This is a genomic window from Sphingomonas sp. QA11 (assembly GCF_028473665.1).
In the GTDB taxonomy this organism is placed as follows: Bacteria; Pseudomonadota; Alphaproteobacteria; order Sphingomonadales; family Sphingomonadaceae; genus Sphingomonas; species Sphingomonas phytovorans.
In genome coordinates this window covers 2,731,805-2,749,399 of record NZ_CP098774.1, presented here as the reverse complement: position 1 = coordinate 2,749,399, position 17,595 = coordinate 2,731,805, and the positions used below count along the sequence as shown (strand labels likewise).

The 17,595-nt window shown below is 61.4% G+C and carries 15 protein-coding genes; all 15 read right to left on the bottom strand.

The genetic code is table 11. From position 1 onward, the window contains the following. Positions 1–127: 127 nt before the first annotated feature. Positions 128–1,255, bottom strand: a complete 1,128-nt coding sequence (locus NDN01_RS12760) for a glycosyltransferase family 4 protein (protein ID WP_272627927.1) — start codon at positions 1,253–1,255, stop codon at positions 128–130. Continuing rightward, a complete protein-coding gene (locus NDN01_RS12755; protein ID WP_272627925.1) occupies positions 1,252–2,025 on the bottom strand; it encodes an FkbM family methyltransferase in 774 nt (257 codons plus the stop codon). Before NDN01_RS12755 ends, NDN01_RS12760 begins: the two co-directional genes overlap by 4 nt. Positions 2,026–2,237: 212 nt before the next feature. Continuing rightward, positions 2,238–3,410 carry a glycosyltransferase family 4 protein gene (locus NDN01_RS12750; RefSeq protein WP_272627923.1) on the bottom strand — a complete coding sequence of 391 codons (1,173 nt, stop codon included), beginning with the start codon at positions 3,408–3,410 and terminating at the stop codon, positions 2,238–2,240. A gap of 59 nt (positions 3,411–3,469) precedes the next feature. Beyond that, positions 3,470–4,681, bottom strand: coding sequence for a hypothetical protein (locus NDN01_RS12745; protein ID WP_272627922.1), 1,212 nt, complete (start codon positions 4,679–4,681; stop codon positions 3,470–3,472). Positions 4,682–4,804: 123 nt separating this feature from the next. Further along, the gene (locus NDN01_RS12740; RefSeq protein WP_272627920.1) at positions 4,805–5,623 is read right to left on the bottom strand and encodes an FkbM family methyltransferase; all 819 of its coding nucleotides are present in this window, start codon (positions 5,621–5,623) and stop codon (positions 4,805–4,807) included. A gap of 10 nt (positions 5,624–5,633) precedes the next feature. Then, a complete protein-coding gene (locus NDN01_RS12735) occupies positions 5,634–6,680 on the bottom strand; it encodes a glycosyltransferase (protein WP_272627918.1) in 1,047 nt (348 codons plus the stop codon). A 79-nt stretch (positions 6,681–6,759) separates the two neighbouring features. After that, entirely contained in the window at positions 6,760–8,088 is a 1,329-nt protein-coding gene (locus NDN01_RS12730) for an O-antigen ligase family protein (protein WP_272627916.1), read from the bottom strand. A gap of 76 nt (positions 8,089–8,164) precedes the next feature. Beyond that, complete coding sequence (locus NDN01_RS12725) at positions 8,165–9,265, bottom strand: tetratricopeptide repeat protein (RefSeq protein ID WP_272627914.1); 1,101 nt, start codon at positions 9,263–9,265, stop codon at positions 8,165–8,167. Between the two features lie 116 nt (positions 9,266–9,381). Then, the gene (locus tag NDN01_RS12720; protein ID WP_443025229.1) at positions 9,382–11,469 is read right to left on the bottom strand and encodes a GumC family protein; all 2,088 of its coding nucleotides are present in this window, start codon (positions 11,467–11,469) and stop codon (positions 9,382–9,384) included. A gap of 181 nt (positions 11,470–11,650) precedes the next feature. Beyond that, the gene (locus tag NDN01_RS12715) at positions 11,651–12,352 is read right to left on the bottom strand and encodes a polysaccharide biosynthesis/export family protein (protein WP_272627911.1); all 702 of its coding nucleotides are present in this window, start codon (positions 12,350–12,352) and stop codon (positions 11,651–11,653) included. Between the two features lie 163 nt (positions 12,353–12,515). Further along, entirely contained in the window at positions 12,516–13,481 is a 966-nt protein-coding gene (locus tag NDN01_RS12710; RefSeq protein WP_443025228.1) for a GDP-L-fucose synthase family protein, read from the bottom strand. A 44-nt stretch (positions 13,482–13,525) separates the two neighbouring features. Next, a complete protein-coding gene (locus tag NDN01_RS12705; RefSeq protein ID WP_272627907.1) occupies positions 13,526–14,626 on the bottom strand; it encodes a glycosyltransferase family 4 protein in 1,101 nt (366 codons plus the stop codon). After that, positions 14,619–15,257, bottom strand: a complete 639-nt coding sequence (locus NDN01_RS12700; RefSeq protein ID WP_272627905.1) for a class I SAM-dependent methyltransferase — start codon at positions 15,255–15,257, stop codon at positions 14,619–14,621. Before NDN01_RS12700 ends, NDN01_RS12705 begins: the two co-directional genes overlap by 8 nt. Before the next feature lie 60 nt (positions 15,258–15,317). Further along, positions 15,318–16,418 carry a GDP-mannose 4,6-dehydratase gene (gmd, locus tag NDN01_RS12695; protein ID WP_272627904.1) on the bottom strand — a complete coding sequence of 367 codons (1,101 nt, stop codon included), beginning with the start codon at positions 16,416–16,418 and terminating at the stop codon, positions 15,318–15,320. Positions 16,419–16,460: 42 nt separating this feature from the next. Then, positions 16,461–17,585: an acyltransferase family protein gene (locus NDN01_RS12690; RefSeq protein WP_272627903.1), complete on the bottom strand. Its 1,125-nt coding sequence runs from the start codon at positions 17,583–17,585 to the stop codon at positions 16,461–16,463. Positions 17,586–17,595: the final 10 nt, after the last annotated feature.

Here is a 17,595-nt window from a genome sequence, read left to right as displayed (position 1 = left end):
ATGTGGTAGGGGCCGAAATTGTCGAAGGCTATCGCTACGCGAATAGTACCGCTCCCTTGCGCATATGGGGCTGGTATCGCGGTTTTGTTGCAACCGCGAGGGAAACTTCACCGGGCATTGATCGTGATCAGGCCAGTTCCGTCAGGTGACCGCGGAGCGTGGCAGCGGCGGCGGCCCAGGTAAATCGCTGCCCCCGGGCCAACCCTCGCGTAACCAGTTCAGTCCGCGTCGAATCATTGGTCAATAGTTCGTCCAGGGCTTCGACATGCTGTTCCGCCCGTACCGGATCGACCAGCAATGCCGCGTCGCCCGCGACTTCCGGTATCGAGGAGGCAGCACTGGCAACCACCGCGGTACCGCAAATCATCGCTTCGATTACCGGAATGCCGAAACCTTCGTACAGCGAAGGAAACCAGACGAGCCGGGCGGCATGATAGAGCGAGCAAAGCGTATCGTCGTCGACATAGCCAGCGAGAATGATGGAGGCCCCAATTGCCCTTGCCTGCTCGATATATCCCGGCTCGCAATGTCCCGGCACCACCAGCGTCAGGTCGGGATGCATCGACCGCAGGCGAGGCCACGCGGCCAGCGCGACCTCGGCGTTTTTGCGATAGGACAGGCCGCCCGACAACAGGATGAACGGTTTGTCGTTTACACCCAGGCGCGCCAGTCCGGCTTCACCGGCTGCATTCGGAGGCTGGAAGAACCTTTCGGTTACACCGTTGTGAACCACACGCAGGCGATCCCGCATCGCCGGATAGAAGTGCGCGATGCGCTGCGCGGAGAAATCCGAGACGGTGTGGAACATGTCCGCATTGCGTTCCAGCTTGCGGTACAGAACCTGCCATTTTGCTTTCTGGCGGGCGAAGCCGGCGTTTCGGGGCAGGGCGCTTGGCTCGAAATAGGACGCGTCGTGAAGGGTAACGATGCTTTTCGCACGCCGCGTCGGCACATAGGATTCGCTTGTGCAGTAGACGATGTCGGCTTCCGGCCACCAATGTTCAGCGCGGGGGCGATCCGTCGCGATCCACATCGCCTGCTGCCAGGACGTATCGAGCCGGAAATCCAGGTAGCGATAGTCGCTCCATGGTTTTCCGACCTTTGGAATCACATCCTGACGATCCGCTCTGTCGACGAGGAGACGAATGTCGTCCCGGCCCAGCAGGTGGAGTTGCTCGATAATATTGCGCACCACCCGGCCGGCGCCGGTCGCATTGTAGATCCGGCGTAAATGCACATAAGCGAGCAGCTTCATCGCGGCGTGGCTAGCCAGTTCTCCAGCCTGATGCCTGCTATCTCGTCGAGCGTCGCTGGCGTCAGGGAGCCGCTGTCGGTCAGGCGACGAAGATCATAGCCTGCCTCGATCAGCATGCGTGCCGGGTCGGCGGCGCTGAATCCCGCGCGCTCAGTCAGGGCCGGGCAAACCTCGAAATAGATCGCTGCCGGGCGAATTTCGTTCAGGACATGATGGGCGCCGCGCAGGACGAGCGTCTCATAGCCCTCCACATCGATCTTGAGCAGGCCGACTGCGGTGATCCCCTGCTTCGCTACAAAGCTGTCCAAGGTGGTCGCCAGTACCTCCGCTGTATTGCTGCCGGCATCCCTGCTGATGCTGGCCGTGCCGCGCGCGACCGGATCATTGTCGAACATCACCGTCCCGTCCGCATCGGACACGGCATAACGATAGCAGGAGACCTTGTTCGCGGCATTGCGGGCGATATTGGCTTCAAGCGTCTCGAATGTGGTGGGATTGGGTTCGAACGCATGGATTGCCCGGTCTGGGAATCGGCGAGCCAGCAACAAGCTGACCAATCCGATGTTGGCGCCCACGTCGATGATTGGTCCAGCGCCGAACGGGCTCTGTTCAAAAAAACGCCGTTCCGCCAGATTGATGAATTCGGGAATGGAATGATATTCGGAAAAATTCGCGAAATTGCCCACCTCGATACCATCGAGCAGGCGCCGGGAAGGATTTCCACCGGTGCGGACCGAACTGGCGATCCATGCCAGGTATTCGGCGACCATAGAGGGATCGCGAGCGAGGCTGGCCGCGTTGCGGGCCATTTTGGAGCCGAGGCCTGCCATTTCAGGCGAAACCTTCGGACCGGATGTTGTGGGCATGGTCCATTGTAAGATCCTCCTGTGACCGCGCCTATATTGACCGCAGTACGATCTGTCCCGTCTCAATTTCCATGACGGCGACCGTCGGGATCAGGGCCGCCGATACGACATTGTTTTCAACCATCGCGTGAGAATTCGCGCAAGGCGGCGACGAAGGTCTTTCCCCATCTGTTCTCATCATATGCGTTGAACTCGGCGCGCGCCGACCGGGCCATCGCCTCCCGTCGAGGCCGATCGCCAACGATTTCCAGGATCGCGCCGGCAAGCGCGTCGACATCGGTCGGCGGCACGATGATGCCGCTTTCACCGTCCCTGAAATCGACCCCGGCTTCGTGCGTGGCCACGATCGGGAGGCCGGCCGACATCGCCTCCAGCACTACACCCGCCGATCCCTCCGCCAGCGAGGGAAAGGCGAGGATATCGGCGCGCAGAAACTCTTCCCGCATCCGATCGCGCGAGATATGGCCAAGCACTTCGATATTCGGTGCCTGAAGCTGTGACGCCGCCGCCGCAGTCACACCACCGGCGAAGACGAAACGAACCGATGGATCCAGGCGCGCGATCCGGGCTGCCGCAAGCGCGAGATACTGTGGTCCCTTACGAAGCTGAATCGAGCCTGCGAAAAGCACACGTTTCGGAATCGGCTTGTTGGGCTGGGAGAAAGTGAGGCTGGAGCCATAGCGGACGAGCCGGCACTTGGCGCGGGCCGCCGGATCATAGGCGGCCACATCGTCGATCACGCTTTGAGACGGGCAAAACAGGCCATCCGACCGTTCGATCATCGCTTTGCTGACTGAATCGAGGATCGCGGCTGCATCGGGTGAATAGGGCGTCTCGTCCCATTCGGGAAACTTGGCCGATTCCCGGTTCACCACACGATGCGCCGATGGCATGATGAACACGTCGGAGACGAACCGCGCGCCATGAGCCACGAGTTCCTCGATCTGGTCGCCACCCGCAAAATACTGGGAATAGACCACGTCAGCCTCGCGCAGATCGCGTGAACGGAAATTCCAGCGCTCGCGTTGATTCGGCGCCTGCCTCTTGGCGATCAGCGCGGCGGGGCTGAGTCGTTGCAGCATCGATCCGGGCAGATCAGGAACGACGCGGCGCAGGAGAGAGCGTGCTTTCGGATTCAGGCCTGCCGCTGCGGCGAGAAGCCGGTGCTCGAACGAGCCGTCAGGTACCGCGAAGTCGGTATACAGTCGCTGCAGCGCGTCCGCCTTGTGGAGAAAACGCGCAAGAGCGTAGCCGTGCCGTGCACCTGGCTGGATCAATAGCGTTCGCACTGTAGGTCAGTTCCCGGCGCGGCCGCTGCTGGTTCCGTCCCGGGCGAGGTCGCCGGACTTCACGAACTGCTCTGAAGCTGCAGGGCGAGTTGCAGGCGCCTGTTTTCCTCCGGCGTGATCCGAGCATAGCGGAACGGCAGCCAGACCACGAGGAACAGGAAGGGGAGCGCGGCTGCGAATTCGGCGAAGGAATGGGTGATGGCGTGCAAGCCGGTGCTGAGCATCGAAACATATAGATACTGTCCGCGCAGGCCGCCGGCCAATGCCAGGTTCAGTGTCCACCCGTAGAAGAATCCAAGTATGATGAAGCAGAAGACACCGAAATACCAGAAAGCGAGGAAGGTGTCAGAGAAGCCCGTGCGCGTGGCGCCGTTGGCAAAATACCGGTTGCGCATCGGATTGTCGTCAGCGGTGCTCATCATGAGCGAGTTTTTGGAGTCGCGTCCGAAAATGAAGGCGGGGAAATAACGCCCGACCATACCGTTGGAGATCGCTGCGAAGGGGTAATATTCGCCGAGTTCGGTCGCGATCGCGATGTCGGTGACCGCGCCATTCACTTCCGGAGCCTTCTCGGTGTTCTTGCTGTTCTCGCCCGTCGATTGGGCGATCAATTCGGACGAGGTGAGGGCGCCGACCAGTGAGGAATCGTTGTTTTTGACATAGCCGCGGATCTCGCCGGCGTTGTTCACGATGAACGCGCCTATCAAACAGCCAGCGAGCAGGAGGATGCGGGGAGGGACGATCTTGCGTACCAGGAACAGGCTCCCGAAGATGATGATCAGGAACTCGAAGATGAACTCGCGCTTCACTGCGATGAAGAGAACCGGAGCGAAAACGGCGGTGGCGATGCAGAACAGGATGAGGGCAAACCTGTTCTTCGTGCGCAGATAGATCAGGAATGTCAGCGCGGCGCCGAAGACGAGGCACTGGGCCAGCGTGGCGTAAACGATGATGATGCCGGTCCAACCTCCTTCGTAGGTCGTCGTTTCAGCCATCCGTGACATCATGACATAGGCCACGGCGCCGACTGCGATCAGGACGATGCAGGCCTGCGCCATCCGCTTCTCGCTGTACATGGTCGCGATTTCGGCGGTCTTCGACTTGATGGCTTGGACGCCCATGCCCCTTCCCGCGATATAGCCACCGACAAGGAAGATGATGCACAGGATCACGTAGTTCCAGGTCAGCGTTGGATCGAATCCGCCGGCCAACCCGAGGCGTTCAACTGCCCAGGCCTGGGGGAGGAACCATACGGCGAGGAACATGCCCACCACATAGGGATATTCGAAAACGCTGCGTGGCCGGATAAAGGGCACGACACCGAGGGCGAAGATGAGCCCCGACAGGATGATGAGGGAGATGCTCACAGGGCCCTCGACACCGTTGCCACGGGTCTATCGCCTTGAGAGGAAGGCGAGTTCGCCTTCGGCAAGATCGGCTCGGACCGCAATGAAGTTCGCCTGAATGAAATTGTCCAGAGCCGGGGCATACGCAAAATACTCGATTCTGTCACGTAGCAGGCGGCCGATCCGCATCTGCGGCGTCAACGCGATGAAGAAATCCCGAAGGAAGGTTCGCGAGTAGATCGACATATAATTATATTCGAATTGAATCACGTCGATGCCGCCGGACGCGAGCAGGCTCTGAAAGCCCTCGATCACCTTCAGGTCATGGCCTTCGGTGTCGACCTTGAGGAATCGGATATGGGTAACGCCGAGTTCCGCGCAGATATCTGCACCCGTGCGGCGTTGCACCTCGACGACCTGGCCCGCCATCTCCAGATCCTTGCCGATCGTTTCGATCGACGAGAAATGCGAATTGCCTGGCGTATAGTTGATCTCGACCGTTCCAGCCTCGTTGGACAGGGCGTAGGGGAGGATTTCCGCACCCTTGCCCGCTACATTGGCGGTCAGTTGCTCGCGGACCGGCGGTACGGGTTCGAAGGCGACCAGCCTTGCGTCGGGCGCGTGGTCTAGAACGAGCCGGCTCCAGTCGCCGACATTCGCGCCGACATCGAGGAACACCGAGTCCTTCTTCGGCGCGCGTTTCGCGAGCGTCTCGACCAGCCAACGCTCGCCGTTGATATCGATATCGGTCTCGGCGTTGCTCCACGCCATCACATAGCGCCGGCAGAAGGTGTAGAGTGGACGGCTCAGCGGTGCCCGGGTTGCCGCATGCCAGGACATCAGCTGGCGGATCTGTTTGGCGATCACGCAGTATTTCCTAACCGATCCAAGGCGCTATCGACGCAACGCGGTCGTCCCAGCTTTCGAGGTGCGGGTGTCTTCCCGCCTCGGCGGCCGTCTTAGCAGAGCGGATCGATCGATCAAGCGCATCACCCGGCGCCACGACAAAAACGCCGGCCTGTCGTGCGATCTGGTCGCAGGCGTCGGTCGCGATGATCGGTTGGCCGATCGCGAGATGGTCCCATAGCCGCATCGGCGAGCAGAAATGGTTGAATCGCGTCGGCGCATAAGGGATCACCGCAATGTCGATTCCCGCCATCCACGCGTGGATTTCGTCGTGTGGCCGGGCGCCAAACCAGTGCACCTTCGGATTGGCGCGCAACCGCCGGATATATCCGTCCGGGTCAGGGCAATCCTGCAGGGGGCCGACCAGTGCCAGCGATCCGACCTCTTCGGAACCGGCGAGGCGATCCAGAAAATGGAAGTCGATCCGGTCGTTGAAGACGCCGACGGTGCCGAAAACCGGCCCGGGCAATGCGGCAAGCTCAGGTGGCTTTGGGGAGCCGTCGGCAAATCGCGGTTCGGAAGCGTTGGGCGCAACGATGCAGGTGGCTGGATCAAGGCCATATTCTTCGATGGCCCGATCACGTAGTGCAGCGCTTACGAATATCGAAAGCGTGGCGATCCGGCAGAGGTGCGCCTCCTGCGCGATCGCCGCTGCGCCACCCCAGCCCGCATAGCCGCGATAATCGTCGGAACAATAGTAGAGAATCCGGGCGTCGCTGCACAGCCGTCTGGCGAGCGGCAGATAGTGGAACGAGGTAAAGATCGCCGTGTCGATCGAACTCCCACGCGACTTGGCCAGTTCCTTCGCCCGGCGACCGAGCATGGGCATCGCAAGCATTGACGCACGAGTGGCCCAGCCTGGTGGCAGCGCCACGGGAATCAGTCCTTCCTCGTCAGCTAGCGCGCCGCGCGTACCGAAGGGGCGGGGCGCGAACAATAGTGTGTCCGGGTGGCGCCGACGGAGCGCCTGGCCGAATTTCCGGCGCCAGATCGTATTGACATCGAACTGGGCGATCATGACCAAGCCTCGAATCGAAACTTGGCGACGCGGGCCCCGGGAGGCTGGATGGCCAAGCGTATTGCTGAATATACGCGGGTCATTCGGCTTTCAGATGGCGTCCGCCGGACGATGCCTCCTCGATCTTAATCTCGGGTCTCGACGCCATCAGTGCGAATCCTGCGGCGAGGATGGCGGCGATCGTGCTGGTACGTGCCGGATAGTCCACGAGGCTATGCCCGAGAATGGCGGCCGTCGCGACGACCGCGGCGCGATCCAGCCTGTTGGGCGAGCGCGCGAACCAGATCGTTGTGGCGCGACTGAGCCACCACAACAGCATGCTGGCAATCAGCAGCAGCCCGACCAAGCCACCTTCAAGGACGAGTTCGATATAGTCCGAATGGGAATGGTTGACGAATACGTTGGTGACCTGTCCGGGTTCTTCGAACAGTTTGAAGGCGGGCACGAAACTTCCCGGGCCGCTTCCCAGGGGAAAGAAGTGGAGTGCTGCGTTCGCCGCGACCTTGTACATCGCTGGTCTGGACAATTGGTTCTGCGCGAACATCGGATCTACGACTGTGGTGGGGCCGAAGATGACGACGGTTGCAAGCGCCGCGAGCGACACCACCAGGATTGCGGTACCGATATAGCGCGCCGGCCCCAGCGAGCGGGGACGGGCGATCGCCCAGCTCGCCACGGTGACGGGCAATGCCAGGACATAGGCGGCGTAGGATTGGCAGATGGCGATGCCCATCAGGAACATCGCCGCCATCGCCGCGAAGAGCAATTCCCGGCCTTGCCCCTTCGATCCGGCCGACTTCTCTGAACTGGCCAACGAAGCCACGAACGGAATGGCACACAGCATCAGAGTCGCCTGATGGTTCGCATTCGCCATAAGGCCGATCGGCAGGTCCTGATTGCTGGTGGCATAGAAATAGAGCGAGGAGTTGTTGCCGCTGATCAACTGTGCCACGCCGAGCAGCAACGATGCCAGGGCCACAAGCGGAATGAGCCACCGCAAGCCATTGGAGTCGGCAGCCGGGCGCGACAAAATTGCGGTCCCGATGGCCAATGGCGGTAGCAGCGACGCGAGATGCGCGATCGTGCCTGCCGGATTCAGCGACAATGGCAGCCAGGGAAACGCACTGCCTCCTGCGCTCAGCCTTTGCTGAAGGAGATCGCGACCCGGCGCCAATGTCCAGATCGATGGGGGCAAGGGCAATAACTGCAGGGCAGCCCAGCCTATCCAGCAGAGCATTATCGTGATGAGGACTTTCGCCGAGCGCGACAGTGGTGTGTTCGCCAGGCGGGACACGCTATATCCCAGCACGAGGGTAGCCACGAGTTGCAGCCCCGCGTTGGCAAGCGAACCCCCGCTGCTTGAGCCGCCCAGCAGCATGCAGAGTGCCATGAAACCGGGAATCAGCAATTGCCCGGTTATCGTGGCCGGTGTCTTCGGCGCCGAACGGGTCGAGCGGCGAGGGGAGGATCTTGGTTTCATGTCGTCATTTCACCAGTTCGATCGCAACCGAATCGAACAGAGCGCTGGCGGTGCGCGGGAATTCGGTGGGCGAACCGGTAAGTGCCAGCCGCTGGGCGCCGCAATTGGCAGCAGGAATCTGGAACTGCATCGCGTAGCGCTGCCTGTCGCCCTTCAGGCCGGTGATCTTCAGGCTCTGCAACGGTTCGTTGCTGCCCGGACAGGTCACCGTCCAGGCAAGCTGGTTGTTGTCGTCCGAGCCTGATGCGATCGTCGACAAGCGATACTGGCCGGGGGACAGTAGCAGCGTTTGTTCAGTGAGGATTGCTGCGTTGCCGCCAAGATAGGAGACGTTCAGCCCACGCGGCGCGCGGATCTCGCTCGATCCCTCAGTGCCGTCGGTCAATTGCCAGTTGAAGGGCAACGGCCCCGGCATCTTCTCGAAGCGCGGATCGTACACGGGACCCAATTGCTTGAGCGACGATTCCGGCAGGAAATTGATCCACGCCAGATAGGCGCGCTCATATTCCTTGCTCTTCAACAGGGACTGCAACAACGCCGACTGCTCGAACAACGCTTGTGACTTGGCGGAATCCTGAGGGGTCAGCTGATAGATGACGTCAGGCGATACGCCCTGCTGATTGAGCGCATAGAGAAAGGCGGCACGCCAGGGCGGGTTGGACGCAAGCTTGCGGGCTAGGGGGGCGTGGCTCGCCGGATCACGCACGATGCCTGCCATGGCGTTGATCAAGCCGCTGGTGCCAGGCGGACCAATTCTCACCAGTCGATCGAAATGCTCGATTGCGCTGCCGAAATTACTGTTGCGTAGATCCTGGTCCATGATCCAGAGCCGCGCCCGCAGTGCGCGTCCGTCACTGCGGATCGCCAACGTCATCAAGGCGCGTGCGCGGACAGTGTCTCCCTTTTTGTCGGCGGCAAGCCCGAGATAGGTCAATGCCACCGGATCGAGCGGCGCTGCCGCGAGCAACCGCTCGGCTCGGCCGGTATCCTTGATGGCGATATTCGTGCCGTTCGCTGGCGCCAGCTTAGCCGTCAGATCGCGGCGTAGTGCCGTCGTGCTTCCCTTGGCGAGCCCGGCAATGCCGCCAGGGCGTGCGTCGCTCACCGAGAGGCTGACGATATTGGGCACGACCACCGCTAGACCGGCCGCTGCGGCTGCCGCGCCGAGAAGCGCGAACGTAATCGATCTGGCTGTGCTTCCCCCTCTTGCCGCCATCGCGTTTACGACATCAGCTCGATGCGCCGCTGCCGATCCTTCTCGTTCTCGCCCTTGTCGGCGCCGTAGCCGTAGCTGTAGCCATAGCCATAGCCATAGCCATAGCCGTAACCCTCGAATTTCGGGTTGAACTTGGTCAGCACCACACCCATCACCCGTGCGCCGGCAGCGCGCAGATGCTTGATCGAGTTCATCGCCGCCGGCCGACGGATCGCCCCGGATTCGATGATCACGACAGTCCCGTCACATGCGGCGCCGAGCAGCGGAGCGTCCGCCAGGCCGAGGATCGGCGGTCCGTCGACCACGATCAGGTCGAAGCGCTCGCGCACGATCGCGAGCAGGCGAGGCAGGTTGGCGCTGGCCAGCAATTCCGCCGGATTTGGGGGGATCGGGCCGCTTGGGAGCAGGTGGAGGTTCGTGACGTTGGTCGACAGGATCTTGGGCTCGGACAAATTCCCGCCTGCGAGAAGCGCGGACAACCCGGTCGTATCGCCTTCCTTGGCGGTGAAGGAGGGCTTGCGCATGTCGGCGTCGATCAGGAGCACCTTGAGTCCGACCTTGGCGAAGCTCTGCGCCAAGCCAAGCGCGGAGCTCGACTTTCCTTCCGATGGCTTGGTGCTGGTCACCAGCAGGACGCGGGGCGTACCTTCCGGCGACGAGAACTGCAGTGATGTCCGGGCGGTGAAGTAGGCCTCGGATATCTTCGACCGTGAGATCGACAGTTCTTCGATAAGGGTCGTGTCGCGTGTCAGCTTGGGGATCACGCCCAGCACGCTGACCTTCAGCTTCGACTCCACATCTTCCGGCACCTTGATGGTATCGTCGACATATTCGATCGCAAGGATAACGGCGATGCCGAGCAGGGTGCCAATCAACAGTCCCACTATGAGATTGGCAGCAAGCCTTGGGCTGAACGGCCCGCCCGGCGGAATCGCGTGATCGACCACCGAAGCCTGGCTCTCGCCAATGCCCCCGGCGACGCCGATCTGCTTGTACCGCTGGAGCAACGCGTCATAGAGCGAGCGGTTGGTGTCGACCTCGCGCTGCAGGATATTGTACTGGATGCTGCGGTCGCGCAGATCCAGCACGGAGCCCTTCAGTTCGTTCACCCGGCTCTTGAGCGCGTTCTCGCGGGAAAGCGCAGCCTCATATTCCGAGCGCAAGGCGGTCGAGACCGCGCCCCGTTCGCGGGCGAGCTGGCTGTCGAGCACAGCGATCCGTGCCTGCATGTCCTTCATCTGGGGAAAGTCGGGTTTATAGATACCCAGCTTTTCCTGATATTCTGCCGACAGGCGAGTCTTCTCGCCCTGCAGGGCTGTGATCGTCGGGTTCTGAACCGTCTCGGTCGTGGTGCCGTTCGAGCGGGATTCCTTATATCGGCCCTCTGCCGCCATCCGCGCATCCTGCGCGGCTGACAGTGATCCGTTCAGCGCGGTGAGTGAGGATGCATCAAGCGACGTTCCAGCGCTCGCGCGGCCATCCGGTCCAGGCGCGCCTTCGATATTCACGATGCCCTGCTGGCGTGCATATGCCACGAGCTGGCGTTCAGACTGATCGAGCGCCAGCTTCACGGCGGTGATACGCTGCTGGAGGAAATTGCGGGCATAGGCGGTCGCGTCGTAACGCCGCTCCAGGCCGCTCGAGATGAAGCTGTCGGCGAACGCATTCGAGATGCGGGCAGCCTCGTTGCGATCGGGACTGACGAAATTCACGCTCATCAGCCGGCTGGTGCCGACTGGCGCCACGCTCAGGCCACCACGCAGCCGCGAGACGGCAATATTCTCCCGCGCCTCACGCGGCAGCGACTGCGGCGCATAGGCTGGATTGGACGCGAGGTTCAGGCGCTGCGCCACACGCACCGCGAGGTCGCGGCTCTGCATAAGTCCGAACTGAGTTGCCATCGAGGCCGGATCGTTGAGAACGACCGGCTCGATCGACGACTCCTTCATGATCTGCGTTTCCTGCCGCTTGATCTCGATCGTTGCCGTCGCCCGGTACAGCGGCGTCGCAAGGAGAGTCAGCGCCGTCGCACCGGCCAGGCCCGCCACGACGAAGGCGACGAACAGCCAGCGCCACTTCAGCAGGATACGCATGACGGACCGAAGGTTCAGTTCGAACTCGGGCGTATCGGTGGGGGGAGGGAGGGCCACCGACGTCGAAAGCGCTCCGCCGGTCTGCGTGGATGGAAGCGAGGTCGGACCACTTCCACGAAAGGCTTGGATCGTATCGGTCATGAGGGGAAGCAATCCATCTTGTCGGTTTCAGCTCGCCGTCTCAGAAAGGCCGGAACAAGGCGAGCAATGGAATTGTCTGCATAACGTTCTTGAACGCGCTCTTCGAGGCAGACCCGTCGACCACGACAATGTCGTCACCGAAGACGGGGGCATCAGCCATCTCGCCACGGCGGATCGACTTCAGGTCGAACGCTGCGGCCTGGCGCTGCCCGTTGATCTGGCGGAAGATGACCACGCGGCGGGGATTGGCATCGTCGGTCGTGCCCTTCGCCATCGCGACGGCCTGCAGCAGGGTCGTCGGGCCGGCGATCGGATAGATGCCCGGTGCCCCTACCGATCCGTCGACAGTGATCCTCGCGCTGGAGGCTGATTTGACGACGACCTGGACCTCGGGGTTGTTGATATATTTCTCGCCAAGCTTGCGCTTGATCTCGCTGGCGAGCTCAGCGGAAGTCTTTCCGACCGCACTGATCTCACCGATCAGCGGCATCGTGATCTTTCCGGTCGCATCCACCGGCAACTCACCGGAGAGATCGGGGACGCGGTATACGATGATTGATAGCTGATCGAGTGCGCCAATCCTGTATTCCACATCCGGTGCCGCCGCCACGGGCGCGTCCGGCCGGCCGAAGTTCTTGACCTCATAGGGAATGGAGCCGCCACGTCCCGTAGAGCAACCTGCCAGGATAGCGGGGACGAGCAGAGCCACGACCATCGTGCGCAGACGATGCAAGATTGTCATTTCGAATATCCTACGCGTGGCGAATCGCGACGAATAATCGCCGCCGGTCTATGTGGTTACAGGCTCCGGGACCTTTAACCGCGCGGTCTCGTGCGTCAACCCTGCTGCGGGGCAATGTGGCTGCGGAGAGGTCTTGTTCGGAGGGGTTCCTGCATGACTGAAATCAAGCTGTTGCCGGGCCCGTCCGTAACGTGTCGCTATTATCCAAGAGCCAGCGATAGGTGTCGGCAATTCCCTCCTGCAAGGGACGATGCGCGTTCCAGCCCAGGCCGTTCAGCTTGCCGGTATCGACCAGCTTGCGCATCGTGCCGTCCGGTTTGGATGTGTCGAACACCGTATCGCCGCGGAAGCCGACGATGTCTCCGACCATCCGGGCAAGATCGCCGATGCTGATCTCTTCACCCGACCCGACATTCACGATCTCCTCACCCGAATAGTGCTTGGCGAGAAAGACCAGAGCGTCAGCGAGATCGTCCACATGCAGGAATTCGCGAAGCGGCGCACCGCTGCCCCAGACCGGGAGTGTCATCGCGTTCGCAAGCCTGGCCTCGTGCGCCTTGCGGATCAGCGCAGGCAGCACATGACTTCCCTGCAGGTCGAAATTGTCGAACGGGCCATAGAGGTTGGTCGGCTGGGCCGAGATATAGTCGCAGCCATATTGCCGGCGATAGGATTGAGCCAGCATGATTCCTGCGATCTTGGCGATCGCATACCATTGGTTGGTCGGTTCCAGCACCCCCGTCAGCAACGCGTCTTCGCGCATCGGCTGCTCAGCGTGCTTGGGATAGATGCACGATGATCCGAGAAACAGGAGCTTCGCGGCACCGGTACGACGCGCGCCCTCGATCACGTTCGCCTCGATCATCATGTTGTCGTAGAGGAACTCCGCTGGCAGCCTGTCGTTCGCCGATATTCCACCTACCTTGGCGGCGGCGAGGAAGATCAGGTCGGCCGGGTTCGCCGCCATCCATGCGAAGGTTGCCGCCTGATCGCGCAGGTCGACCCGTGCCGCCGCGGTCACGATCTCGCACCGTTCGGATGCCAGCCGGCGGACGATCGCGCGTCCGACCATGCCGCGCTCGCCCGCCACCCAGACGCGTCGGCCGGTCAGGGAAAATAATTCGCTCATCGTGCTGCCGTCGATTCCTGTTCGCGTTGAAGGCGACGCGCGCCTTACAGTAGTTTCTCGTATTCGCCGATAATTTGCGCGCGCGGATAGGCGCTCGCATAGGCGCTCGCAATCTCGCGAGCGCGCCAGTCGCCGGCGCGCCATTCAGCGAGAAAGTCCCGGACGATCTCCGCGGCAGTCGACCCGTCGTCGAGCGGGATGATCCTGCCCAGCCGGCCCTTGCCGAGAATTTCGGGGATCGCGCCGACACCGGTTGCGATGAAGGGCCGTCCGCGGCTCAACACCTCCAGGGCGACGAGGCACTGGCCCTCCGATATCGAGGGGTTGATGAAGGCGTCGCAACTGTCGATCGCGGCGGCAACCCCTTCGCGCGGGACCACGCCGTGGAAGGTGACGGCAAGGTTCCTGTCATTCGCCATGCTCCGCAGCCCGGCTTCGTCGCTGCCTCCGCCGAACATATGGAGTTCGACACCGCTTGCCTGCAGTTTCTCTACAATATCGAGCAGATAGAACAGGTTCTTCTGCGCGACGAACCGGCCGAGGAAGCCGAGGCGAAACGGGCGCTCGCGTGATGGTTCGGCCGGTTCGACGGCAGCTTGCGGCGGAATATAAGGGACGAGGTGGATCGGTCCGGTAAAGTTCATCTCGCGCAGATCGTCCGCGAATTCCTGGCTCTGGACGAGAATCCTGTCTAGTCCCCGACATATCCAGGTTGGCATACCCTCCGGCCACATCTCACGCGGGCGATAGGGGGTGACGTAGATCGTTTCGGTCGGGTTTGGGCGTCTGGCCCGAGCCCTGTCGACGATGCGCCTGAAAAGTGGTTCGGGCGGGATCTTCGCAAAGACGATGCGGTCCGCCTTCGCCAAGTGCCGGCCGTGTCGCGCGTACAACAAGATGTCGGGGAGGCCGAAGCGGCACCCAGCACGCAGACTGGTCCTTAATACCTTGGTTCCGGTCCGTTCGATGTCGCGGAACTCAGGGAGATCAAGCGCCCAAACCAGCATCGATCGTTCATCGCGACCGGCGGGCAGGTTGGTCAGCAGGTCGAACAGGAATGCTTCGATCCCGCCAACGGCCTCGAAGCCGCCAACATAGAAAACGACGCGTTCCGGCTGCCTTGCAGTGTCGGTACTGTCAGCCATTGGCCGGAGCGGCGTCCCGTTTGCGAAAGACCGATATCATCGATTTCGCAAGGACAGGTACACGCCCGACCCGATAGAAACCGATCTCGTCGAACCCGGCGGTGTCGAACAGTGTGGCGATCGTGCCGCGGCTCCAGAACTTGATATGACCCCCTTCCCACAAAGCAGTGAAATGGGATTCCATCTTGCCGCTTGCCGCGAGCGCGAGGTTCTTCAGATAGCTGTGATAGGGGGTGCTGATGATCGCGATCCCGCCCGGTTCAAGCAACTGGCCAATGACCTTGGCATAGCGCCGCGGCGAATAGACATGCTCGGCGACTTCGAGGCTCAACAGTGTATCGAAGGTGCCAAATCGCGCGCGCAGATCTTCTTCGGATGAGCCGAGTTCCAGCCGGCACTCAGGATATTGGCGCTGGGCGATCTCCATCCCGCTGATCGAGGGGTCGACTCCGGCAACCTTGTAACCGCGCTTCGCCAGCATCGCCGCGGTCGTGCCGTTGCCGCATCCCAACTCGAAGATCGGTCCGACGGGCCGTTCCGCGAGTATCTTCAGCAGCGTTGGGAACAGGTAGGAATGCGTGTGGGCGGATTCGCTGTCCTCATATGCGTAATTCTGCAGTGGCGTTGACATGTTCATTCCATTCGCCGCGCGTTGCACATCATGATCGGACTGTACCGACAAACGAAACGATCAGCCCTTGATCGCGTAGAGCGAGCTTGGCCGCTCCTCGTCGGGGCGACGGCTTTCCGCCTCACGCGCAACGACCTTCAAATCCTCGCGCACCATTTCGGAGACAAGCTCGGCGAGGGTGGTCGTGGCTTCCCAGCCGAGCAGCCTCTTGGCCTTGGCGGGATCCCCGATCAGCAGATCGACCTCGGTCGGACGAAAATAGCGAGGATCCACCTTGACCAGCGTCTTGCCCGTCCTAGTGCAACGACCGACTTCGTCGACACCCGTGCCGCTCCAGTCGACGCTGATCCCGACTTCGGCGAAGCTCAGCTCCACGAAGGAGCGGACGGTTTGCGTCTGACCGGTCGCCAGCACGAAATCATCGCCCTTGTCCTGCTGGACGATGCGCCACATGCCCTCGACATAGTCGCGTGCATGGCCCCAGTCGCGCTTGGCATCGATATTGCCCAGCCACAGCATGTCCTGCAGCCCTAGATGGATGGCAGCGACGGCGCGAGTGATCTTGCGGGTGACGAAGGTTTCACCACGCAACGGGCTCTCGTGGTTGAACAGGATGCCATTCGAGGCGTGCATGCCATAGGCCTCGCGATAGTTCACCGTGATCCAATAGGCGTAGAGCTTCGCCGCAGCATAGGGAGAGCGCGGATAGAAGGGCGTGGTCTCAGACTGCGGCACTTCCTGGACGAGGCCGTACAGTTCGGAGGTCGATGCCTGATAGAAGCGCGTGGTCTCGTGCAGCCCGAGCAGGCGGAGCGCCTCGAGCAGGCGGAGCGTGCCGATCGCATCGGCGTTGGCGGTGTATTCAGCGGTGTCGAAGCTGACCTGGACATGGCTCTGGGCCGCGAGATTGTAGATCTCGTCCGGTTTCACTTCCTGCACGATCCGGATCAGGTTCGTCGAATCGGTCATGTCACCATAATGCAGGTGGAGACGCGCCCCCTTTTCGTGCGGATCCTGATAGATATGGTCGATACGCCCGGTGTTGAACGAGGATGAGCGACGCTTGACGCCGTGCACGTCATAGCCCTTGGACAGCAGCAACTCGGCCAGATACGCGCCGTCTTGTCCAGTGACGCCGGTGATCAGGGCGGTCTTGGTCATGTGATAAAGCTCCAGGGTTGGTGCGACCGCAGTCGTGCCACTTCAGTCCGCCTTACCAACTTGGGGGATCGGGTCCAGTTCTAGTGTCCGAAGAGCCCCTTTTTCCGGCCCGGCCCCGGATGATAGCGGCTTCCTGAACCTCACGCGCTTCGACCAGGCCAGCGCAGGCCCCTCGACAAAGCGGTAGATGAAGGTTGCCGCTGCGGTGGAGACGGCGGCACCGATCACGAACATCACGATCCAGGGCGGGTCCAATTGGTGGAGCACTGGCAGAACCGTGACGATCACCAACAAATGGACGAGGTAGAGCGAGTAGGAAATCCTGCCGAAGAAATCGAGCACGGGATTGTAGAAATTCGCATACATCACGATCAGGATCGTGATCAGCGCAACGATCGAGATGTCCAGGGGCGCCTTGAAGAAGAGGGCGACGACCGAAATTGCGATCGCGGCGGCAAATGTCGGTAATTTAACCAGTTTTTCCCAGTAGAGGAACGTCGCCATGCCGACCATGAACGACGGCAGATAGGCGAAGATGATCTCGCGCTGGCCAAGCGGCAGCCGCTCGGCCGGGAAATAGCCCGGGATGTAGAGCCACATGCACAGCGCACAGGCAAGGGCGATGGGTAGCGGATATTTCTGCAGGACCGGAAAGATCAGACCAATCGTGATGTAGAACTGGAATTCGGTGCACAGCGTCCAGAACACGCTCAACAGCCATTCTTTGTGCAGCAACGGCGCGATATAGGCGAAGTGCCCAAGGACTTGTATTATATCAATGTGATATGGAGTGTTTTTAAGGAGGCCGAGCAAGACGTTGAGCGCCAGCGTCAGGCCAACCACGACGAAGAATGGTGGATCCACCCGCACGAAACGCCGGGCGATGAACATCGGGAAGTCCTGGATCCGGTATTTCGATTTCTGCAGCGAATAGGGCAGCACGAAGCCTGAGATGAAGAAGAAGATCGTGACGCCGTAATTGCCGAGGATCCCGAACGCGGCGACGGCGGCTGGCGCGCCGACATAGGGCGTTGCCACGAGGTGATCGAACAGCACGGTAAGCGAGGCAATGCCACGAAGATTGTGGATCGATTCGATGCGATTGCGGGAGCGTTGCGGCTTCACGGCAGCGCTCGCTCCGATAGCCGGAGTGGTCGGTTCACTCATCAAATCCCCC